15 protein-coding genes are annotated in these 20,909 nt (G+C 40.1%); all 15 read right to left on the bottom strand.

All coding sequences use genetic code 11. From position 1 onward, the window contains the following. Positions 1 to 84 precede the first annotated feature (84 nt). A complete protein-coding gene (whiA, locus tag ACLNCW_RS01960) occupies positions 85 to 996 on the bottom strand; it encodes a DNA-binding protein WhiA (protein WP_000011282.1) in 912 nt (303 codons plus the stop codon). Then, positions 993 to 1,970: a YvcK family protein gene (locus ACLNCW_RS01965; protein WP_001231075.1), complete on the bottom strand. Its 978-nt coding sequence runs from the start codon at positions 1,968 to 1,970 to the stop codon at positions 993 to 995. Before ACLNCW_RS01965 ends, whiA begins: the two co-directional genes overlap by 4 nt. Then, the gene (rapZ, locus tag ACLNCW_RS01970) at positions 1,967 to 2,857 is read right to left on the bottom strand and encodes an RNase adapter RapZ (RefSeq protein WP_020903049.1); all 891 of its coding nucleotides are present in this window, start codon (positions 2,855 to 2,857) and stop codon (positions 1,967 to 1,969) included. The genes ACLNCW_RS01965 and rapZ overlap by 4 nt, the downstream gene beginning before the upstream one ends. Before the next feature lie 51 nt (positions 2,858 to 2,908). Continuing rightward, positions 2,909 to 3,289 carry a RidA family protein gene (locus ACLNCW_RS01975; RefSeq protein ID WP_001140420.1) on the bottom strand — a complete coding sequence of 127 codons (381 nt, stop codon included), beginning with the start codon at positions 3,287 to 3,289 and terminating at the stop codon, positions 2,909 to 2,911. 10 nt (positions 3,290 to 3,299) lie between these two features. Next, a complete protein-coding gene (gene yihA / locus ACLNCW_RS01980) occupies positions 3,300 to 3,887 on the bottom strand; it encodes a ribosome biogenesis GTP-binding protein YihA/YsxC (protein WP_000405202.1) in 588 nt (195 codons plus the stop codon). A gap of 8 nt (positions 3,888 to 3,895) precedes the next feature. Next, positions 3,896 to 5,128 (bottom strand): ATP-dependent Clp protease ATP-binding subunit ClpX, encoded by a 1,233-nt coding sequence (clpX, locus tag ACLNCW_RS01985; RefSeq protein ID WP_025169664.1) that lies wholly within the window; start codon positions 5,126 to 5,128, stop codon positions 3,896 to 3,898. Positions 5,129 to 5,164: 36 nt separating this feature from the next. Then, a complete protein-coding gene (locus ACLNCW_RS01990) occupies positions 5,165 to 5,335 on the bottom strand; it encodes a hypothetical protein (RefSeq protein ID WP_000442260.1) in 171 nt (56 codons plus the stop codon). Next, the gene (locus ACLNCW_RS01995; protein ID WP_261057365.1) at positions 5,335 to 5,841 is read right to left on the bottom strand and encodes a dihydrofolate reductase; all 507 of its coding nucleotides are present in this window, start codon (positions 5,839 to 5,841) and stop codon (positions 5,335 to 5,337) included. The genes ACLNCW_RS01990 and ACLNCW_RS01995 overlap by 1 nt, the downstream gene beginning before the upstream one ends. 130 nt (positions 5,842 to 5,971) lie before the next feature. Continuing rightward, complete coding sequence (locus tag ACLNCW_RS02000; protein WP_033682099.1) at positions 5,972 to 6,490, bottom strand: Dps family protein; 519 nt, start codon at positions 6,488 to 6,490, stop codon at positions 5,972 to 5,974. Between the two features lie 232 nt (positions 6,491 to 6,722). Then, entirely contained in the window at positions 6,723 to 8,333 is a 1,611-nt protein-coding gene (gene lytC / locus ACLNCW_RS02005; protein WP_424845282.1) for a choline binding-anchored murein hydrolase LytC, read from the bottom strand. Between the two features lie 33 nt (positions 8,334 to 8,366). Further along, positions 8,367 to 9,125, bottom strand: a complete 759-nt coding sequence (gene tpiA, locus ACLNCW_RS02010; protein WP_000087893.1) for a triose-phosphate isomerase — start codon at positions 9,123 to 9,125, stop codon at positions 8,367 to 8,369. A gap of 97 nt (positions 9,126 to 9,222) precedes the next feature. Next, positions 9,223 to 9,900 carry a DnaD domain-containing protein gene (locus ACLNCW_RS02015; protein WP_261043437.1) on the bottom strand — a complete coding sequence of 226 codons (678 nt, stop codon included), beginning with the start codon at positions 9,898 to 9,900 and terminating at the stop codon, positions 9,223 to 9,225. An 8-nt stretch (positions 9,901 to 9,908) separates the two neighbouring features. Further along, the gene (gene metA, locus ACLNCW_RS02020; protein ID WP_254754105.1) at positions 9,909 to 10,853 is read right to left on the bottom strand and encodes a homoserine O-acetyltransferase MetA; all 945 of its coding nucleotides are present in this window, start codon (positions 10,851 to 10,853) and stop codon (positions 9,909 to 9,911) included. A gap of 182 nt (positions 10,854 to 11,035) precedes the next feature. Continuing rightward, complete coding sequence (locus ACLNCW_RS02025; RefSeq protein ID WP_020902089.1) at positions 11,036 to 11,548, bottom strand: adenine phosphoribosyltransferase; 513 nt, start codon at positions 11,546 to 11,548, stop codon at positions 11,036 to 11,038. Positions 11,549 to 11,861: 313 nt separating this feature from the next. Beyond that, positions 11,862 to 20,477: a GEVED domain-containing protein gene (locus ACLNCW_RS02030; protein ID WP_424845283.1), complete on the bottom strand. Its 8,616-nt coding sequence runs from the start codon at positions 20,475 to 20,477 to the stop codon at positions 11,862 to 11,864. Positions 20,478 to 20,909 lie beyond the last annotated feature (432 nt).

A 20,909-nucleotide genomic window follows, 5' to 3' on the forward strand; every position in this document is an offset into this window, starting at 1 on the left:
GCACTAAAATGCTAGAACTTCTCAATTCCCCTTTATTATCTCACATACTCTATTTAATTGTCAAGAAAGAGGTGTTTTATATCTTTATAACTCATCGGCTATCTTGTTAATTTTTCTGAGTCTGTGGTTAACACCACTTTTGGTCAGAGGGGTGCTGAGTCTATCTGCCAACTGTTGGATAGAGTAGTCTGGGTGCTGAATCCGCAACTGCGCTACCTCCTGCAAATCCACTGGCAGATTTTCTAAGCCCATGATATCTTTGATTTTGCTGATATTGTTGATAGTCTTCATGCTGGCAGAAACTGTCCGAGCGATATTAGCTGTCTCAGCATTATTTGCCCGATTGAGATCATTACGGGTTTCTCGTAAAATCTTAACTCGCTCAAAATCATCACGCGCCCGCATAGCACCAATGACAATCAAGAAGTCCATGATATCTTCGGCTCGCTGGAGGTAGGTCACAGCCCCCTTCTTGCGCTCAAGCACCTTGGCATCCAGTAAAAATTGCTGAAGAAGGGAGGCAATCCCTTGCGCATGGTCTAGATAAACAGAACTGATTTCCAACTGGTACTTACCCGATTCAGGGTCACGAATGCTGCCATTTGCCAAGAAAGCGCCACAAAGATAAGCACGACCTGCTTCCTCATCTGACAAAATCTCCTCATCAATACCTGTTTCCAGGCCAAAGAAGGAGTCTGCCAAGTGCAAATCACTCAACAAGTCCTGCACCTTTTCATCCGTAAAAACGGTATAGACTCGATTCTTGCGAAGATTGCTCCGTTGGTGGTGGCGAATTTCCGATTTGATTTCATAGAAATGGAGAAAGGACTCATAGAGGTGCCTAGCCAGCTTGGCATTTTCTGTCACGACGGACAAGGTTAGGCCCGAGGTCGAGAGACCGATACTACCAGACATCTTGATAATGGCTGATAATTCATGCCTGCTCAGATGGTGCTGACCCAGGATTTCTTCTTTTACTGCTACTGTGAAACTCATTTTCTCACCTGTATAATCCGCATCAACTCATCCACGATCAAATCTCCATCGTGGAAGGCACCCCCATTTTCCAGACGAAGGAAGTTGGATGAAATCACACGCGGAACTTGCTTACAAAGACCAGCAAAATCATGTTCCACCTGCACCAAGTATTCATCAAAACGGTTGGAATTCATGTATTCCTGAGGCACTTTTTCGATATTCACCAAGACAGTGTCGATAAAAGGTCGGCCAAGGTGACGATGCAAGACTTCCACATGGTCACTATCTGTAAAGTGTTCCGTCTCCCCACGTTGGGTCATGATATTGCAGACATAGGCGATTTCTGCCTTGGTTTCCAAAAGCGCCTGCCCGATTTCCTTAATCACGATATTGGGCAAAATCGAGGTAAAGAGAGAACCAGGTCCGAGGACAATCATGTCACTTTCAAGAATGGTCTGCACTACTCGACGGCTAGCCAGAGGCGTATCATCATTGAGGGTATTGGTCACATAGACATGGTCAATCATGCCTGGATGGTCTGCAATATGACTCTCTCCAGCCACTTCTGTCCCATCCTGAAAGACTGCGTGTAGGGTCAAAGGATGGTCACTGGAAGGATAAATCTTTCCAGTTGTATGGAAAAATTTGCTCAGCAACTGCATGGCATTGTAGGTCGAACCCTGCATTTCTGACAGGCCAGCGATAATGAGATTGCCCAATGGATGGCCAGCAAAGGCTCCAGCATCTTCAGAGAAGCGATACTGAAAGACTTTCTCATAAAACTTAGGCATATCCGACATGGCTACAAGTACATTGCGGAGATCACCTGGCGGTGTCAATTGTTGCATATTTTTTCTGAGTTCACCTGAAGAACCACCATCATCCGCCACCGTTACGATAGCAGCGATTTCCACATCTTTTTCCCGCAGACTCTTAAGAATGACGGGGATTCCAGTCCCTCCACCAATCACCGTTATCTTTGGTTTTCTCATGAACGGTTTACCGTTTCCTTTCTTCGGTCTTTGTCGCGGTGCCCTTCATTAACAGGCCAATTCTTGGATAAGTCCTGCGCCAAGCGTTTAGCAAAGGCCACACTACGGTGTTGTCCTCCTGTACAGCCCATGGCAATGGTCAAAACGGACTTCCCTTCCTTTTGGTAACTTGGCAAAATTGGCTCAATCAAGGCCAACAAATGTTGATAAAAATCTTCTGACTCAGGATGATTCATGACATAGTCATAAACTGGTTCATCCACACCCGTTTGGTTTCTCAGTTCTGGTAGGTAGTAGGGATTTGGCAAAAAGCGCACATCAAAGACTAAATCTGCATCAATCGGGATTCCATATTTAAAGCCAAAAGACATGACTTCGATACGGAAAGACTGGGCTTGTTCCTGATCCGAAAACTGCTCTGCAATGGTTTTACGCAGTTCACGAGGAGTAAGTTCAGTTGTATCCACCACATTTTGGCTCATATTTTTCAAAGGTGCCAAGAGTTCACGTTCCAACTTGATTCCATCTAAAATACGACCGTCTGCTGCTAGTGGGTGACTCCGTCTGGTTTCCTTGTAACGAGCGACCAATTCCTTATCAGCTGCATCCAAAAAGAGAATTTTAAAGTCCAGTTCTTCCTTGTTTTCCAACTCATCCAAAACAGCTTGAATCTCTGAGAAGAAAGAACGGCTACGCATATCTACTACCAAGGCCAACTTATGGTCGTCTTCCTTTGTTTCCACCAACTGCAAAAACTTAGGCAAGAGAGCTGGAGGCATATTATCAATAGTAAAATAACCCAAATCTTCGAAGGACTGAATGGCAACTGTTTTCCCTGCACCACTCATTCCTGTCACAATCACCAAGTGAAGTTGTTTCTTTGTCATCTTTTTCTCCTTATATCAAAAGAAGTTTGGCAACACCAAACTTCAACTAGCTTATCCAATCTCTGCGATGACTTCGATTTCGACTTTCACATCACGAGGAAGACGAGCTACCTCCACAGCTGAACGAGCTGGGAATTCCTCTTTAAAGGCTGTTTGGTAAACCTCATTAAAAGGAACAAAGTCGTTCATATCACTCAAGAAACAAGTTGTTTTGACAACATGGTCAAAGTCAGTTCCTGCCTCTGCCAAAATAGCACCGATGTTTTTCAAGACTTGTTCTGTCTGTTCTTGGATCGTTTCTCCAACGATTTCTCCAGTTTCAGGAGAGAGAGGAACTTGACCACTAGCAAACAAAAGGTTGCCAACGATTTTTCCTTGAACATATGGTCCGATAGCCTTTGGAGCTTTGTCTGTATGAATTGTTTTTGCCATTTTCTTTTCCTCACAATTTTTCTAAGATTGCATCCCAAGCTTCATCCATCCCTGCCTTGCTGACAGATGAAAAGAGGATAAAGTCGTCACTTGGGTCAAAGTTTAATTTCTTTTTGATTGCTGATTCGTGCTTGTTCCATTTACCACGTGGAATCTTGTCTGCCTTGGTCGCCACAATGATGACTGGAATCTCATAATACTTAAGAAATTCGTACATCTGCACATCATCTGCTGACGGGTCATGACGAAGGTCAACTAGACTGACCACTGCACGGAGATTTTCCCGAGTCGTTAGGTACTCCTCAATCATGCGCCCCCACTTTTCACGTTCCTTTTTAGAAACACGGGCATAGCCATAACCAGGCACATCCACAAAGCGCATCTTGTCATCAATATTAAAGAAGTTCAGGAGCTGGGTTTTACCAGGTTTACCTGATGTTCGGGCTAGATTCTTGCGGTTCAGCATGGTATTGATAAAGCTAGATTTACCAACATTTGAACGCCCTGCTAGGGCAATCTCTGGCAGTTCATCCTGCGGATAGTGGGATTTATTAGCCGCACTGAGCAAGATTTCAGCATTGTGTGTATTGATTTCCATAGTTACCTCTAAGCTGTTTCTAGGATTGGCTTATCCGTTCCATCGACAGCTTCTTTTGTGATGCGAACCAATTTCACATTTTCCTGACTCGGTACTTCAAACATGACATCTAGCATGGTTTCTTCGATAATCGAGCGAAGACCACGCGCACCCGTTTTGCGTTCGATAGCCTTATTGGCAATCTCTTGAAGAGCTTCGTCGTCAAATTCCAACTCGACATCATCGTAAGAAAGCAAGGTTTGGTACTGTTTCACCAAGGCATTTCTTGGTTCTTTCAAGATACGAACCAAATCATCTACTGTTAATTGTTCAAGAGCCGCAAAGACAGGCAAACGTCCAATCAACTCAGGGATAATACCAAATTTTTGAATATCTTCTGCGATGATTTCTTGCATGTAAGAGCTATTTTCATCAATCGCTTTATTATTTTGACCAAATCCGATGACTTTTTCACCCAGACGTTGTTTGACAATTTCTTCAATACCATCAAAGGCACCACCCACGATGAAGAGGATGTTTTTGGTATCTACTTGAATCATCTCTTGTTGCGGATGTTTTCGTCCACCTTGAGGCGGCACGCTAGCAACAGTTCCCTCGATAATCTTGAGAAGGGCTTGTTGCACCCCTTCACCAGAAACGTCACGTGTGATCGAGACGTTCTCGCTCTTCTTAGCAATCTTGTCAATTTCATCCACGTAGATAATGCCACGCTCTGCGCGCTCAATGTTAAAGTCAGCAGCCTGCAAGAGTTTGAGAAGGATATTTTCCACGTCCTCACCCACATAACCAGCCTCAGTAAGAGCTGTCGCATCCGCAATGGCAAAAGGCACATTCAGGCTCTTGGCCAAGGTCTGGGCCAAGAAAGTTTTCCCAGAACCAGTTGGGCCAATCATCAAGATGTTTGACTTCTGCAAATCTACATCTTCCGACTCTTCACGCGTATCGTGGAAATTGATACGTTTGTAGTGGTTGTAAACTGCTACTGCCAAGGCACGTTTGGCACGATCTTGACCGATTACATAGTGGTTCAAAATATGGAGGAGTTCAATTGGTTTTGGTACCTCAGACAAGTCTGCCAAGACTTCCTCAGCCAACTCCTCTCGAATGATTTCCTGGGCCAACTCCACACATTCATTACAGATAAAGGCGTTGTTGCCTGCGATTATTTTTTGTACTTCTTCTTGGCTTTTGCCACAAAATGAGCAATAAACCATCATATCATTATTCCTAGTTGTAGGCATGATTTCCTTCCGTTCTATTCTATACTGTCATTCTATCTAAAATAAGGTCATGTAAAAAGCATGGATACTATTGACCAAATTGGTAAAGGCATTTAACCAGAGCAGGACAGAAAGTCCATAACGCTTTTTACGAAAAGCCTGTGCTCCTGCAAGCAAACAGACCAAGCACAGCATGGCTGTGAAAAAACCAAATATACTACGTTCCATTAGACTTCCTTTCTCTTGCGGTATTGGATGGTAAAATCATAAGGATTCTTCTCATCTTTGGTGTAGGATTTGCTTGAAACTGGCTCAAAAAGAGACAAGTCAAATTCTTCAGGGAAATAAGTATCTCCTTCAACCTTAGCATGAATTTGAGTCACAATCACTTCGTCAAGATAGGGTTCAAAAGCCTGAAAAATTTGCTTCCCACCGATAATATAGAGATTCTTGTCTTGTCCCTGATACCAGTCGAGAACAGACTGGATATCATAAAAAGTAGTAACCCCATCTATCTTTTCTTCCGAGTTACGTGTCAAAATCAAGGTCTCCCGTTTTGGAAGCAAGCGACGTCCCATTCCATCAAAGGTCACACGCCCCATCAAGATAGCATGATTCAGAGTTGTTTCTTTAAAGTGTTGCAGTTCTGCTGGCAAATGCCAAGGCAGGCGATTGTCCTTACCAATCACACCCTCTTCATCCTGGGCCCAAATAGCTACGATTTTCTTAGTCATGCTTCCATCCTTTTCACTGATAGTACTATTTTATCAAAAAACTCGAAAAAAGACTGGTTTGGGATAGCTTACAAGATAGAAAAAATCTGTAAGAAATTTCTTACAGATTTATATATGTTGCTATTATTTCTTACAAACCAGGTGCTTGTCCAAGTTCTGCTGCAAGCATCCAGATTGTTTTATCCGTTTCAGTCTTAGCATCTGAAAAGATACCGTTTGTCACATCGTCACCTTCTTCATCAGTGACATCCAAACCTTTTTGGAAGAGTTCTGACAAGTAACGGTAGATAGCAAGGACACGTTCCAAGCTTTCTTCAACACTACGGTATTCACCAGCTTCTTCTTCGATTTCACTGTTTTGAAGGAATTCTGTCAATGTAGAGAATGGGCTTCCACCAAGTGTAATCAAGCGTTCGCTGATTTCATCCAATTGACCATCAAGAGCTTCCATATACTCATCCATTTTTGGATGCCATACAAGGAAACCACGACCACGCATATACCAGTGTACTTGGTGCAAAGCAACGTGAGCTACGTACAAATCAGCAACAGCTTGATTCAATACTTCCTTTGTTTTTGCCAATGCTACTGGCGCTGCTTTTGTCAATGATGTTACGTCTTTTACTGCTTCTTTTTTCAATTCTACCATTTTATTTTACCTCATTCATTATTATTTGTAACCACTTCTTAATGATTACTACCTTAGTATACTACTAAGGAAAACCAATAGCAAGCCAAATGACTCACATGAGAAAAGTTGCAATAGACTGATAATTTAAGAATTTTTTAGAATGAAATCCAGTCACTTTCAAACTCTCTTAACAGAGATAAAATAAAGAAAAGAGCATACAATTTGTAGGCTCTTTTCTAAGTTTTACATCTTAATACCAGACGCTAACATCAACATGACCCCGAATCCCTTTAAGAGAGTCAGATGAAGTATATTGCCATCCTTTTTCTCCTGAATAATGAGGATTGTTCCAATCAAGCGCATCCGTATAGGCAGCAACCCAGTTTACATGTTGTAAAATATTTGGATGATTCAAACGAGTTTGCAAAAGTTGACGATAGCTATAAACTTTCACGTTTTGGTAACCAGCATGCTTCATGGTTTCCATATACTTATTGATAATTTTAACCCAAGTGTCTGTATCTGCTGGAGCTTTCTTAGATTTATTTTCATACTCCCAGTTTTCAACATCATAGTAGATTGGATAAGATAAGTTCATCTTGTATTTCTTCAAGAGTTCAATAGTCTGCTTAGCATCATTCTCAGCATCTGTTTCATTTTCTGCATAGGTATAAAGATAAACACCATAAGGAATACCTAGTCGATTAAATTCTTGAATATTATGTGCCAATTCCTTATCTTCTACACCGCTGTATCCTAAGCGCACAATAACTCCATCAACTCCATTTTCCTGGATAACCTTTTTCCAATCACTAATGCGGCCATTATGCTCACTGACATCAATAACCTTCTTAGCACGGTCAGTTCCGACCTGTTCTTCACGATGGTTAAAGAAATAACGGTGTCCATTTCGATAAACCCAACCAACATTCAAGGCTTTCTTTTCTTTCAGTTCCCCTGAATCAGCAAAAGTATAACGAGTATCGTCCATGATTAACTCACCTGTTGCCATGACACCACTTTCAGTAAGATAGTAGTTTCCATGCCACTCATCTTGAGCCATATAGCCCCACTTCTTGAAATAATACCACTTGCCATCAATCTTTTGCCACTGTTCATTAGCATAAGAACCATCTGCCTTAAGATAGAACCAACTCTTATAATGATTATCGTAAAGCCATTCGTTTTGCATCATGGCACCTTGACCATTCAAGAAATAATTTCCTTGCCACTGACTTTTAGCCATATAGCCCCACTTCTTAAAATAGTACCATTTGCCATTGATTTTCTGCCATTCTTGTTCTGCATAAGAACCATCTGCCTTGAGGTAGAACCAGCTCTTATAATTGTTATCGTAAACCCATTCATTTTTAGCCATGTATCCACCTGCTTTGAGGTAGTAGTTTCCATGCCATTCTTTTTGGGCATAACGACCATCTGCTTTTATATAGAACCAACTATTGTAGCTAGTATCGAAAATCCATTCACTCTTAGCTTTTGAACCATCTGCTTTTACATAGAAGTCACCTTCCCAATGTGCTGATGTTGAATTTGGCTTACTTTCTTCTTTCTGACTACTAGCTCGCGTCTCTTTTACTTCTTCCTTTTTCTCTGGACGCTGACTAGAAGAAGTCTCAACCTTTTTCTCTTCTTCTTTTTGACTTGTAGTCGTTTCTGATTTCTTTTCTTCTACCTTACTAGAAGAAGCTTGAACACTGCTTTCTTCCGAAGATGCTTTCACTTCAGCTTCATTTGCAGCCACCTGATTAACGATCAATCCAAGCAAAAAGGCACTTGCTAATCCAATTTTTCCAATCTTTGTTTTCAATCTTTCCTCTCCTATAAAAAATGGAACAGACATCTGAATGCTGTTCCACCTAGCTTTTGCTACTGATTATTTTACAAAGTCAAGCAAAGCCAAGAAGCTTTCTGCTTCAAGTGACGCACCACCTACAAGGGCACCGTCAACGTCTGGGCAAGCCATGTATGAAGCAACGTTTTCAGGTTTAACAGAACCACCGTATTGAACACGAACCTTGTCTGCAACTTCTTGACCGAAGTCAGCAGCTACAACGTCACGAACAACTTTACACATTTTTTGTGCATCGTCTTGTGAAGCTGATTTACCAGTACCGATAGCCCAGATTGGCTCATAAGCGATAACTGATGCAGCAACTTGTTCAGCAGTCAATCCAGCCAATGCAGCAGATACTTGAGCACCTACAAACTCAGCAGCTTTACCAGCTTCGTAAGTTTCAAGCGACTCACCACAACAGATGATTGGAAGCATACCGTTTGCAAAGATTGCTTTTGCTTTTTTGTTGATATCTTCGTCAGTTTCATGGAAGTAGTCACGGCGTTCTGAGTGACCGATAACAACGTAGTCAGTACCGATTTCTTTCAAAACTTGTGGGCTTGTTTCACCAGTGAAAGCACCTGCATTTTCAAAGTAGCAGTTTTGAGCAGCAACTTTAAGGTTTGAACCTTTTGCAGCAGCAAGAACAGTTGTCAAATCAAGAGCTGGAGCAGCGATACCTGCTTCAACAAGGTCTGATGAAGGAAGTTTTGACGCAACTGCTTCAACGAATGCTTTAGCTTCTTCTGGATTTTTGTTCATTTTCCAGTTACCAGCGATAAATGGTTTACGTGACATTTCACATACCTCTTTTTTCAATTTATTTTCTATTTATTTTATCACAATTAGACACAGCTTGCAAATCTTACTCGGATTTCAATCCTGCTTGTAACAATTAATCCTTCCATAGATCCATGGCATTTCTGAAATCTGCAGATACCTGTGCCAACTGAGGATTGCTTGCTTCTCTTTCTGCCCGCTTAGCCTCAATTTGAGCCACGCTTTTGATACCTTCATGGCGCCAGTTTCTCAAAATCGCCTGAATGTACTTCCAGTTTGGTTTACCATTCAAAACAGCTTCACGAAGAGCTTCCTTAATCAAGCCAGCACTAGTTCCATCTTCCTTTAGCGTCTTTGTCAAATCCTCAATCTCAAAAGGGGTCAACAGGCGTCCTAATTCCTGCTGGAAGGTTTCCACCAAATCTTTAAGCTGATTTTGAGGTGTCAACTGGTCTGAACTTGAATGAGCAGCTCCAAGCAAGTCATCCAAACGTTCCAGAGCCAAACTTGCATCAAAAAGCAATTCAATTTCACCATTCAATTCGATGGTTCGATACTGAAGCAGACCCCTTTCCGTCAGATTGGAAATGGCCTGATTGACATCCGAAATTTCCTTACCAATCCTTTCAGCAATCTGGCTTGGGGACATTTCTTCTAAGCCTGTCGTATTTTGCAAATAGAAAAATTGCCAGACCAGAAAATCGTCGCTGGAAGGAAAGAGTTCCTTAAAATGCAAGAGCAGGGCACTCGGTAAAACCAAGTTCCCTGATTTAAAAGCGTCTAAATATGTCATAATTCCTCTTATAAATACCCAAATGCGGATACATCATCTTCTATTTTTCTCCAGTCAAAAGGGGTTTCCTGATAGACCGCATAATTCACCCAGTTACTGAAAAAGAGGGCTGCTGATGAAGACCAACAAAGACAAGGTGTCTGGTTGACATCGTCATCCTTAAAGTAATTTTCTGGAATATGTGGATCTAAACCTGCATCACGATCTCGGAAATATTCATTTGCCAAGGTATCACGGTCATATTCCAAATGCCCAAAACTATAAATTTCTCGTAAATCACGACTAGCCAAAATCGAAACCCCAACCTGAGGACCCTCTGATAAAATCTCGAGATTGGTTTTGTTTAAGACCTCTTCCTTAGAAATCTCCGTGTGCCGTGAATGAGGAGATACATAGCTATCGTCAAATCCTCTAAAGAGAAGATGCCCTTCTTTTAAAGTATCTTGAGGATAAATACCCGATAACTTACTGTCCATCTGGTATTTTTCCACTCCATAGCGAAGATAGAGTCCAGCCTGAGCTCCCCAACAGATATGAAGGGTCGAATAGACATGAGTCTTAGACCACTCAAGCACTTGGCTAAATTCCTCCCAATAGTCCACTTCCTCAAATGGTAAATGCTCAACTGGAGCACCCGTGATAATCATCCCATCAAAATACTCATCCTTGACTTCAGGAAAAGTTTTATAAAAGGTCTCCATATGTTCTGAACGAGTTGTTTTAGAACGGTGACTCTCCATATAGAGAAAATCAATATCCAGTTGCAGGGGTGTATTGGCCAAATGGCGCAACAACTGGGTCTCTGTGACCATTTTCTGTGGCATAAGATTTAAAATTAAAATCTTCAAGGGACGGATATCTTGGTGGGCCGCACGTTGATCATCCATGACAAAGATATTCTCTGTCCGTAAAATCTCAACAGCTGGCAATTTTTTATCAATTCGAATCGGCATAACCCTCTCCTAACTGTACTCTTTCAGGAATAATTGCATATGTTTGAAACCAAATTTCAAACACTTAGTCCTTTTATTATACTGCAAGAAGATATAGTTTTCAATTATAGTTTTTCTCTAACTAGCTATAGTCTATTTTTATATCCTAATGTAGAGAAAACAGCCCTAGGGACTGTTTTTCATTAATAATGCATCAAAACTTTGTAATCGTAGTCACCGATTTTTTCACGGCCGTTCAAGTCATCCAATTCAACAAGGAAGGCACAACCTGCCACAACACCGCCAAGTTTTTCAATCATCTCGATGGTTGCCTTAACAGTTCCACCTGTTGCCAAGAGGTCATCTACGATCAGAACACGTTGACCTGGCTTAATAGCATCTGCGTGCATAGTCAAGGTATCAACACCGTACTCTTTTTCATAGTCAGCAGAAATAACTTCGCGTGGCAATTTGCCTGGTTTACGAACAGGTGCAAAACCAATTCCCAACTCAAAGGCAACTGGACAGCCCACGATAAAACCACGAGCCTCAGGTCCCACGATCATGTCAATTTTCTTATCAGTCGCATACTGAACGATTTCACGAACAGCGTAGCTATAAGCATTTCCATCAGCCATCAAAGGACTGATATCACGGAAGGTGATGCCTTCCTTTGGATAATTTTCAATTGTTGCAATGTAATCTTTTAAATTCATCTTTTTCTTTCTTTCAAAGTTTTTACTCTCTATTATACCATATTTTCTCCAAAAGAAGAAAGTATAACTAATATTTCCTAACTGATACTCAATGAAAATCAAAGAGCAAACTAAGAAGTTAGCTCAAAATACTGTTTTGAGGTTTCAGATGGAAGCTGACGTGGTTTGAAGAGATTCTCGAAGAGTATGAGAGCCTGATTTCTATGTCCACTCTGTAACTCTGGTAACAACAGCAAAAAGCTGATGAATCATTCGATTCATCAGCTTTAGGGATGATATGTTCATTACAAACAAATCATGTCAATTAGAAAGTTTAGTCTTCTTTCTTCTTGCGAGCTACAAGACCAAATCCGCTCAATACTCCGAGAAGTCCAAGTGCTGCTAGGCTAGCATGGTCTTCTGTACCAGTATTTGGCAATTCACGTTTAGTTTCAGTGTCTTTCGACACTGGAGTTTGTGCATCTTGTACTGGTTGTGCTGGAGTAGCCGGTACTTGAGGTTTAGCTGGCTGTTCAGGCATTGCTGGAGTAGCTGGCTCAACTGGTTGTACTGGTTGAGTTGGATCAACTGGAGTTGGCATTTCAACTTTTCTGAAGATATGCTTGATAGTTCCAGCTGGATCCGTTACAGTCTTCACATATTCGTAACCTGGAATTGTTCCTGGTTCTTTGGCTCCTGATTCAGATGATTTCAATGGATTTCCATTTTCATCAGTCCAAATCGTAGCACGATTGTTTGTAGGCTGAACATTTGGTTGTAAAGGTGATTTCTTCACTTTTCTGTAGATATGTTTAACTGTTCCATCTTTTTCTGTCACTGTTTCAACATATTCATATTCAGGAATATCTAGGACTGGTGACAACATATCGAATTCAAATCCTGGGATTACATTTCCTTCAGTATCTCTGATCAATCCTTTTGGTTTTTCAACTGATGGTGTTGGTGCTGGAGTTGTTACTTTTTCGTATACGTGCTCCACATCACCATTTGGAAGTTTCTTAGTTTCTACGAATTTGTATCCTGGGATAGATTTAGCTGGTTTTTCTCCTTCTTCTGTTGACTCAACTGGGTTATTGTCTTTATCAACAGTAATAAGGTTACCATCTTTATCTTTGAATGTTGTTGTTACTCGCTCGTAAACATGTTCTGTGTCTCCATTTTCTAGAGTCTTAGTTTCTACAAATTTATATCCTGGGATATCTTTCTTAGGAGTTGTTCCTTCCTCAGTTGTAGTTCCTTCGATTACGTGTCCGTCAGTATCTACGAATGATGTCGTTACTTTTTCGTATACATACTCTGTATCTCCATTTGGAAGTTTACGAGTTTCTACTACTTTGTATCCTGGAAGTTTCTTAGCTTCTTTAGTTCCTTCTTCAGTTTCTGTTCCTGGAATTGGGTTACCGTTCTTATCTACATGTTTAGTTGTTACTGGTTCGTAGATGTGTTTAGTGTTACCTTTTTCATCCGTTTCAGTCTTAACAAATTTGTATCCTGAGATTTTTTCTGATGGGTTCTTACCATCTTTAGATGGGATAATTTCAGTTTCTTTACCATTTTTTCCTACTACTACAAATTTAGTGTCAGGACGTACTGTTGGTGTGTAAGAAGCTTTGATTGTCTTACCGTTTTTATCTTTACGTACAACTTCTACTGGAGTAGCTTTTCCTACGAAGTTTGGTTCTGGAGTGAACGTTACTTTACCGTCTTTATCGATTGTGTAAGTTCCTTCTCCTGGTACCTCTTTAGTTGTTGATCCATCTTTAAACGTTGGAGCTACTGTAGTGTCTACATCACCTTTGAATACTGGAGTATTAGATTGAGGTTGTCCTTTAGCACCTTCAGATACTACGTTTTCTGTAGTTGTTTTACCTAATACTGTTGGTGTGTATTTAGCTGTTACTGGTGTTCCGTTTTCGTCAACACGTTTAACTGTTACACCTTTAGCTTTTCCTACGAAGTCTGGTTCTGGAGTGAATGTAACTTTACCATTTTTATCGATTGTGTAAGTTCCTTCTCCTGGTACTTTCTTCTCAGTTGTTCCATCATCAAATGTTGGAGCTACTGTTTCGTCGATTGGTACTGTTATAGTTTTACCGTTTACTTTAGTAGTTCCTGGTGTGAACACTGGAGTCTCAGATTGAGGTTGTCCTTTTTCACCGATTGATGTTACGTCTTTACCTGCTGGCGTTACTGGTAACACTACTGGAGTGTATTTAGCTGTTACTGGTGTTCCGTTTTTGTCAACACGTTTAACTGTTACACCTTTAGCTTGACCTGTGAAGTCTTTATTTGGAGTGAATGTTACAGTTCCGTCTGGAGCTACTGTGTAAGTTCCTTCTCCTGGCACTTCTTTCGTAGTTGAACCATCTTCGAATGTAGCTGGTTTAGTATCATCAAGTTCTACAGTTTTTTCTACACCGTTGACTGTAGTTTTACCTGCTGTGAATTCTGGTTTACCAGTTTGTTTAGCACCTTGAACATCAGTTGTTGTTACACCGTCTGCAGTTGGTGTTACTGGTTTAACTGTTGGTGTGTATTTCGCAGTTACTTCTGTTCCGTTTTTGTCAACACGTTTAACTGTTACACCGCTAGCTTTACCTGTGAAGTTTGGTTCTGGAGTAAATGTTACGACACCATTTTCATCGATAGTGTAAGTTCCTTCTCCTGGTACTTCTTTAGTAGTTGTTCCATCGTCGAATGTTGGTTTAACAGTTTCGTCGATTTCTACAGTTACTTCTTTACCGTTAACTGTTGTTTTACCTGGTGTGAATACTGGAGTTCCGGTTTGTTTAGCACCTTGTACATCTTCAGATACTACGTCATCTGACGTTGGTGTTACTGGTTTAACTGTTGGTGTGTACTTAGCTGTAGCTGGAGTTCCATTTGTATCTTTACGTTGAACTTCAATACCTTGTGCTTTTCCTGTGAAGTTTGGTTCTGGTTTGAATGTTACTTCACCAGTTTCTGGGTTGATTGTGTACGTTCCTTCTCCTGGTACTTCTACTGAAGTTTCATCAGTTGGTTCACCAGTTTCTGGATCGATTAGTTTAGCTGGTACAGTTGGATCGATTGGAGTTTTAGTGTTTCCTTCAGTGAATGTTGGAGTTCCACTTTGCTCTTGACCTTGTGCACCTTCAGAAGTTGTTCCTTTTGCAGTTGGTTTAACAGGTGTGATATTTGGAGTGTAAGTTGTTGTTACTGGAGTTCCATTTTTATCTTGCGCTTGAACTGTTACTGGTTGAACTGGACCTGCGTAAGTTTTATCTGTTGGAGTGAATACTACAACTGGATCTTTACCATCTTCTGTTTTAAGAGTATATTTACCAATTACATTTCCTTTTGGATCTTTAGCTGGTACTTCTGGTGCTGGTTTTCCATTTTCACCTAATAATGTGTAAGTATCTGGATCGATATCTACAGATTTTTCTGTCTTAGCTCCTGTTACAGGATCTTTAACAACCGCTGATCCACCTGTGAATTTAACTGGTTTTTCTTGTGTTTGACCTTGAATATCACTAGAGTTAGCTGGTTCTGCTTTTGGAGAAGTTCCAACCACTGTTGGTGTAAATGTGCCAGTTGCTTGTGTTCCATTTGTATCAACACGTTTTACAGTTACACCTTTAGCTTTTCCTACGAAATCTGGTTTTGGCTTAAAGTGAACCGTTCCATCTGGATCTACTCTGTATGTTCCTTCATCTGTTACAACTTCATCAACTTCTTGTCCTGTAGTTGGATCAATTAGTTTGGCAGGTACATTTTCATCGATAGGTACTTCTTTTTCTTCACCATCAATCATCGCTTTACCACCATGGAATTGCGGTGTTCCACTTTGTTCTGCACCTTGAATATCCGCAGTTGCTACATGGTCTCCATCTGGATCTGCAGGAACTACTACTGCAGTGTAATCACCTGTTACAGGTGTTCCGTTTGTATCTTTACTTTGGACTTTGATTGGTGTTCCTTTTCCTGTGAATTGAGGATCTGGTTTAAATGTTACTTCTCCAGTTTCTGGATCTACTGTGTAAGTTCCTTCTCCTTCAATTGTTACAGAGTCTACTGGTTGACCAGTTTTAGGATCGATTAATTTAGCTGGTTCTTTAGTATCAATAGGAACTTCTACTTCTTTTCCATCAATAATTGTTTTACCAGGTTTGAATTCAGGAGTTCCTTTTTGTGTCGCTCCTTGGATATCTTTTGTGAATGTATCTACACCTTTTGGTGTTACTGGTTTAACAGTTGGTGAGTAAGTAGCTGTTGTTGGAGTTCCATTCGCATCTTTCGCTTGAACTGTTGCTGGTACTGGAGTACCCGTAAAGTCTTTATTTGGTGTGAATGTTACTTTACCTGTTGTTGGATCGATTGTGTATGTACCAACTTCTTTTCCGTTAGCGTCTTTCGCTGGAATTGTTGTTTTGTCGGTTGGCTCACCTGTTTCTGGATCGATTAATTTAGCTGGTTGTTCAGCATCGATCTTCATAGGAACTTTAGCATCACCTGGTGTGAATGTTGGAGTTCCTTCTTGAGGTTGTCCTTGTGCACCTTCAGTAGATTTTGGAGTTCCTGTAGGCTCAACTGGAGTGATATTTGGAGTATAAGTTGTTGTTACTGGAGTTCCATTTGTGTCTTTAGCTTGGATCGTAACTGGTGTAACTTCTCCTGAATATGTTTTATCAGTTGGTGTAAATACCGCAGTTGCTTTACCGTCTACAACTTTAAGTGTGTATGTACCGATAACATCTCCTGCTGGGTTTTTAGCTGGTACTGATTCTGCTGGTTGTCCATTTTCATCTAACAGTTTGTATGAAGTAGTGTCGATTGGCACTTCTTTTTCGACACCGTTAACAGTTGCTTTACCAGGTTTGAAGGTTACTTCTTTAGATTGTTCAACACCTTGTGCATCAGTTGTTTCAGCTGGTTGAGCAGTTGGTGTTACACCTACGATAGTTGGAGTGTAAGTTGTTGAAACTTTTGTTCCATTTTCGTCTTCTGCTTGAACCTTAGCTGGTTGTACTTTACCTTTGTATTCTTTATTCGTTGGTGTGAAGGTTACTTTGTTGGTAGCTGGGTCAATTGTGTATTCCCCTACTTTATTTCCTTCTGGATCCAAAGCATCTACTGGAGTACCAGGAGCTACTGGGTTACCTGAAGCATCAAGAAGAACCGCTGAGTTAGCTTTGATTGGAACTGATTTTTTATTACCTTCTACCGTTGTTTCACCAGGTGCAAATGATACAGTTCCATCTTGTGGTTGTCCTTGGATACCTGAAGATTCCGCTGGTGTTGCTGTTGGTGTGACACCTACGATGTGTGGAGTGTAAGTAGTGTTTACTTTGCTTCCATTTTTATCTTCAGCTTGAACTTTAGCTGGTGTTACTTTACCAGTGTAAGATTTGTCTGTTGGTGTGAATGTTACTTCACCTGTAGCTGGGTCTACTGTGTATTCCCCTACTTTATTTCCTTTTTCATCTAAAGCATCTACTGGTCCATTTGCTTCTGTTCCATCTGGATTTAATAGTTTTACAGAGTTTTCTTTAATTGGTACTTCTGCATTTCCTGCTGTGAATGTAGGAGTTCCTTTTTGAGTCTCACCTTGTACACCTGCTGAGTCAGCTGGTTTAGCTGTTGGTTCTACAGCAGTTACTGTTGGAGTGTATTTTGTAGTAGCTGTCGCAGTTACAGGTTGGCCATCTTTATCTTGACCTACTGGTGCTGTTAATGTTACGTCAACACCTGAAGCAGTTCCTTTGAATGTTGGAAGTGGTTGGAACTTAACTTCTCCAGTTGCTGGATCGATTGTGTAAGTTCCCTCTCCATCTACAGTTACAGAGTCAACTTTATCGCCAGTTTTTGGATCTACTAATTTAGCTGGGTAAGTAGCACTTGGTGTTACTGGTGTAGCAGTATCTCCATCTGTTTTAAATGTTGGTGTTTTCTTCTGTTCTTTACCTTGAACATCTGTTGATTCTTCTGGATCTGCAGTGATTTCTTTTGGAGTTACTGTTGGAATATAAACAGCATCCATTGTTTTTGTAGTCGTTGAATGTGTACCATCATTGATGTTTTCAAGTTCGTTCTGAGCTGTTAATGCAGTCCATCCAGTAGATTGACCATTTGAGTCCACTGCTCGTAGTGCAATACCATCAGCTTTACCTACGAAGTTAGCTTCTGGAGTGAAGGTTACTTTATCTTCTGTTACTGTGTATGTACCTTGACCTGGAACTTTAAGGGTATCAACTAGGTTATCACCATCAACAATTTTAACGCCACCTTGAGCTTTCTTAGTAGTTTCAGCACTGATTACATTACTTTGTTCAGTATACTGAATTTTACCGTATGAGTTGAATGTAGTTTTACCGTTGTTAGAACCTAGGTCAGATGCATCGTCTCCTAATGCACGTGTTCTGAATTCGATACCTACAGATTGAGTTTCGCCTTGTTTACCAGTAGTCTCTTCTTTATCTCCACGTGGTGGGTGAATTACTTGGATTTGGTTATCTTCTACTTCCCCTGAGTATGCAATTCCATTTGGTCTTTCTACTTGAGCTTCATCTTTTGCGATACGAACACGGAAGTTTACTACATCTTTAGTAGTGTCAATTACTTGAGTGTTTGTAAATGTTAATTCTACTGTTTGATCATTTCCATTTACTTCTGCAATGTTAGATTCTTCACCTTTATCGAATTTACCATTTCCATTGAAGTCGATAAATCCACGCACATAAGCTGGTGCAACGGTATCTGTGTATTTTTCATTACCATTAGCTGAAGCTCGAACTTTAACTTTATAAGTGTTCTCCGGACCTCTAACTAATTGTACTTCTGGACGACCCGTATCTTTGTTGATATGTACATTTTCCTCTGCAATAAGTTGATCTACACCTTCATCTCCAGTTTCTGTAGCATCATCAGAACCTATTCCACGTACATGAGTACCTGGTGCAGAGTCGATATCCGCTTTTACTTTACCTAAGTATGGTTGTTGGATTTGTTTAATTGCTTTTGTATCATAATCAATAGATTGTGTTCTTAAGTAGTGTTCAGCCATTCCATAAGATTCTGGAAGATCTCCGAAGTCAGAGAACTTGATACCAATCATAGAAGATTGTTGTCCAGAAGACATAATGTATAAACCTACTTCAGTTACATTTGCCGTAGATAATACTGGAGTTCCTGCTCCACCATTATTACGGTATCCACCGAATACTTGAGATCCAAGACCTGCAGTAGAAGCATCAGGTGTAGCAAATTTTTCACCACTTAGAGCATTATAGAATTTTTCATCTTGCCATTTAAGGATAGCAGTTTTACCACCATTCATATCTTTAAATTTATCAAGTGGAACATATGCATTTTTATTTGAACCATAACCAACAATCGCAGCTAAGTCCCATGGAGTACCATTAGTTGTATAAATTTCAGACTCAAGAGTTCCAATATCTTCCCCAGATGTCATAACAATACCAGGTTTTACAGGTTTACCATTATAAGTCGCTGTTACATCGAATTTAACCCCAGCTGCTTGACCATTTTTAGGTTGGCCAGCAGGGTTTGTTCCTGCGATTGTTGTTTTAGCTTTACCAGATGTCAGACCAGCATTAGCAACGTGAGTATATCTGTTTTGAGGATTTGCACCTAACCCTGTTGCACCATTTTCAGGATTAAATTTATTTTCTTTATCCGGTTGGTATGAACTTTCTAAATCAGTTCCTGCAACACGGTTTTTGAATGTTTCAGTTGATTCAAATGGTTTTAGCTCTTTAACCTTCATAGTAACGATATAACCAGGAATCAATTCTTTTGTATATGTAGAACCAATTTGAAGTTGGTTAGATGCAGTTAGATTTGTCCATGCGGCTGTATCTCCAAAGTCTAACCATTGGATTTGGTCGTTTAAGTCTTTAATTTCTTTTAGATTTTCTTCTTTAGTTCTTACTTTGATATCTGATAATGAAGAATATCCATGATCTTCTAACCATTTTTTCCCTGTTTCAGCACTTGCATCTTTAAGCGCTGTTGTTTGAGCCTCTGCCAAGTTTACTGCAAACTTACCGTCACGGCCGATTCCTGCATTTTTCAATTCATTGTAAACTGCAAGGATTGATTCGTTAAGGCGTTCCAATTGAGCATCTACTTGCTCTTTTGTGACACTCTTATCAGCAAGAAGAGCCTTAGTTTCAGTAAGAACTGCTTGATTTTTAGCTACCGCTGCTGTAACCGCTGCCTTGTTTTCTTCTTTGACATCTGCCTTAGCAAGCTCAGTTTCAGCCAATTTATTCGTTACTTCAGCTTCTGACGATACTTGTGTCAGAGTTGTTGCAGCTACTGAAAGAGCTTTTTCAACTGGAGTTGCAGTTTTTTCTGCTTCAGCTTTTGCTGCTTCTTTTTCAGCTGCTTGTTTCTTATCGAAACCAGCAGTATTTGACTCAGTTACAACTGTGCTCAAAGCTGATACAGTTTCTGCTTGGGCATCTACATCTGCTTGGCTAGCATCTGCTTTGGCAAGAGTTGCTTTAGCTGTTGCCAATACTTCCTTAGCTGAGCTTACTACTGTAGCATCTGCATATTTAGCAGTTGAAAGTTTAGACTCTAAAGTCGCAATACTTGCTTCAAGGATAGCCTTGTTTACTTTCTTAGCCTCTTCTGCTTTGACTTCAGGTTTTACTTCTGCAGCTTTTGTAGTTTCAGGTTTTGCAGTTTCTACTGTTTCAGCTTTAGGCTCGGCCTTTTCCTTATCCTTATCATCTTGACTAGGAGTAGGTGTTGAAATAGTTGTTTCAGCTGATTGTACTTCAGTCGCTGATACTGCACCGTTACCTAGGAACATCAAACCAGCCGCAATTGCTACTGATGCTGCTCCAAAGCTATACTTACGAATACCGTAACGAATGTACTTCTCCGTTCGAAAATCTTGTTGTTGTTTGCCTTGCATGAGACTCACAACCTCCTTATTTATTTATTTTATTTTTTAATGTACTTATGTACAAAAAAATTTCGGCATTTTAAACACTTAACATGACAATGTTTTGTATGTCGAAAATTCGTACTTCAGATACAATTTAATGATATCACACTTCTATATTGTAAGCAAGTAATTCAATTAAAAATTTACACTATAATAAATAAATTTTAGTTTTCAAACTTATTTTTATTATTTATAATAATAAATATATTTTATTTTTAAGTATTCGTCCTCTTTTTAGTAATATTAAAAGCAATTTTTACCATTTTTTATCGAATATTAGCAAATCCATTTTCAGAAAAAATTGGAAATTTTTATCATGTTAGTTAGTCAAGCAAAAAATAAAAATTCCTCCTTCAAAAACTCAAAAGAGGAAAATTTATTATCCACAATTAACATGAA

The sequence above is a fragment of the Streptococcus sp. CL6.22 genome (assembly GCF_049738055.1).
Lineage (GTDB): Bacteria > Bacillota > Bacilli > Lactobacillales > Streptococcaceae > Streptococcus > Streptococcus mitis_DJ.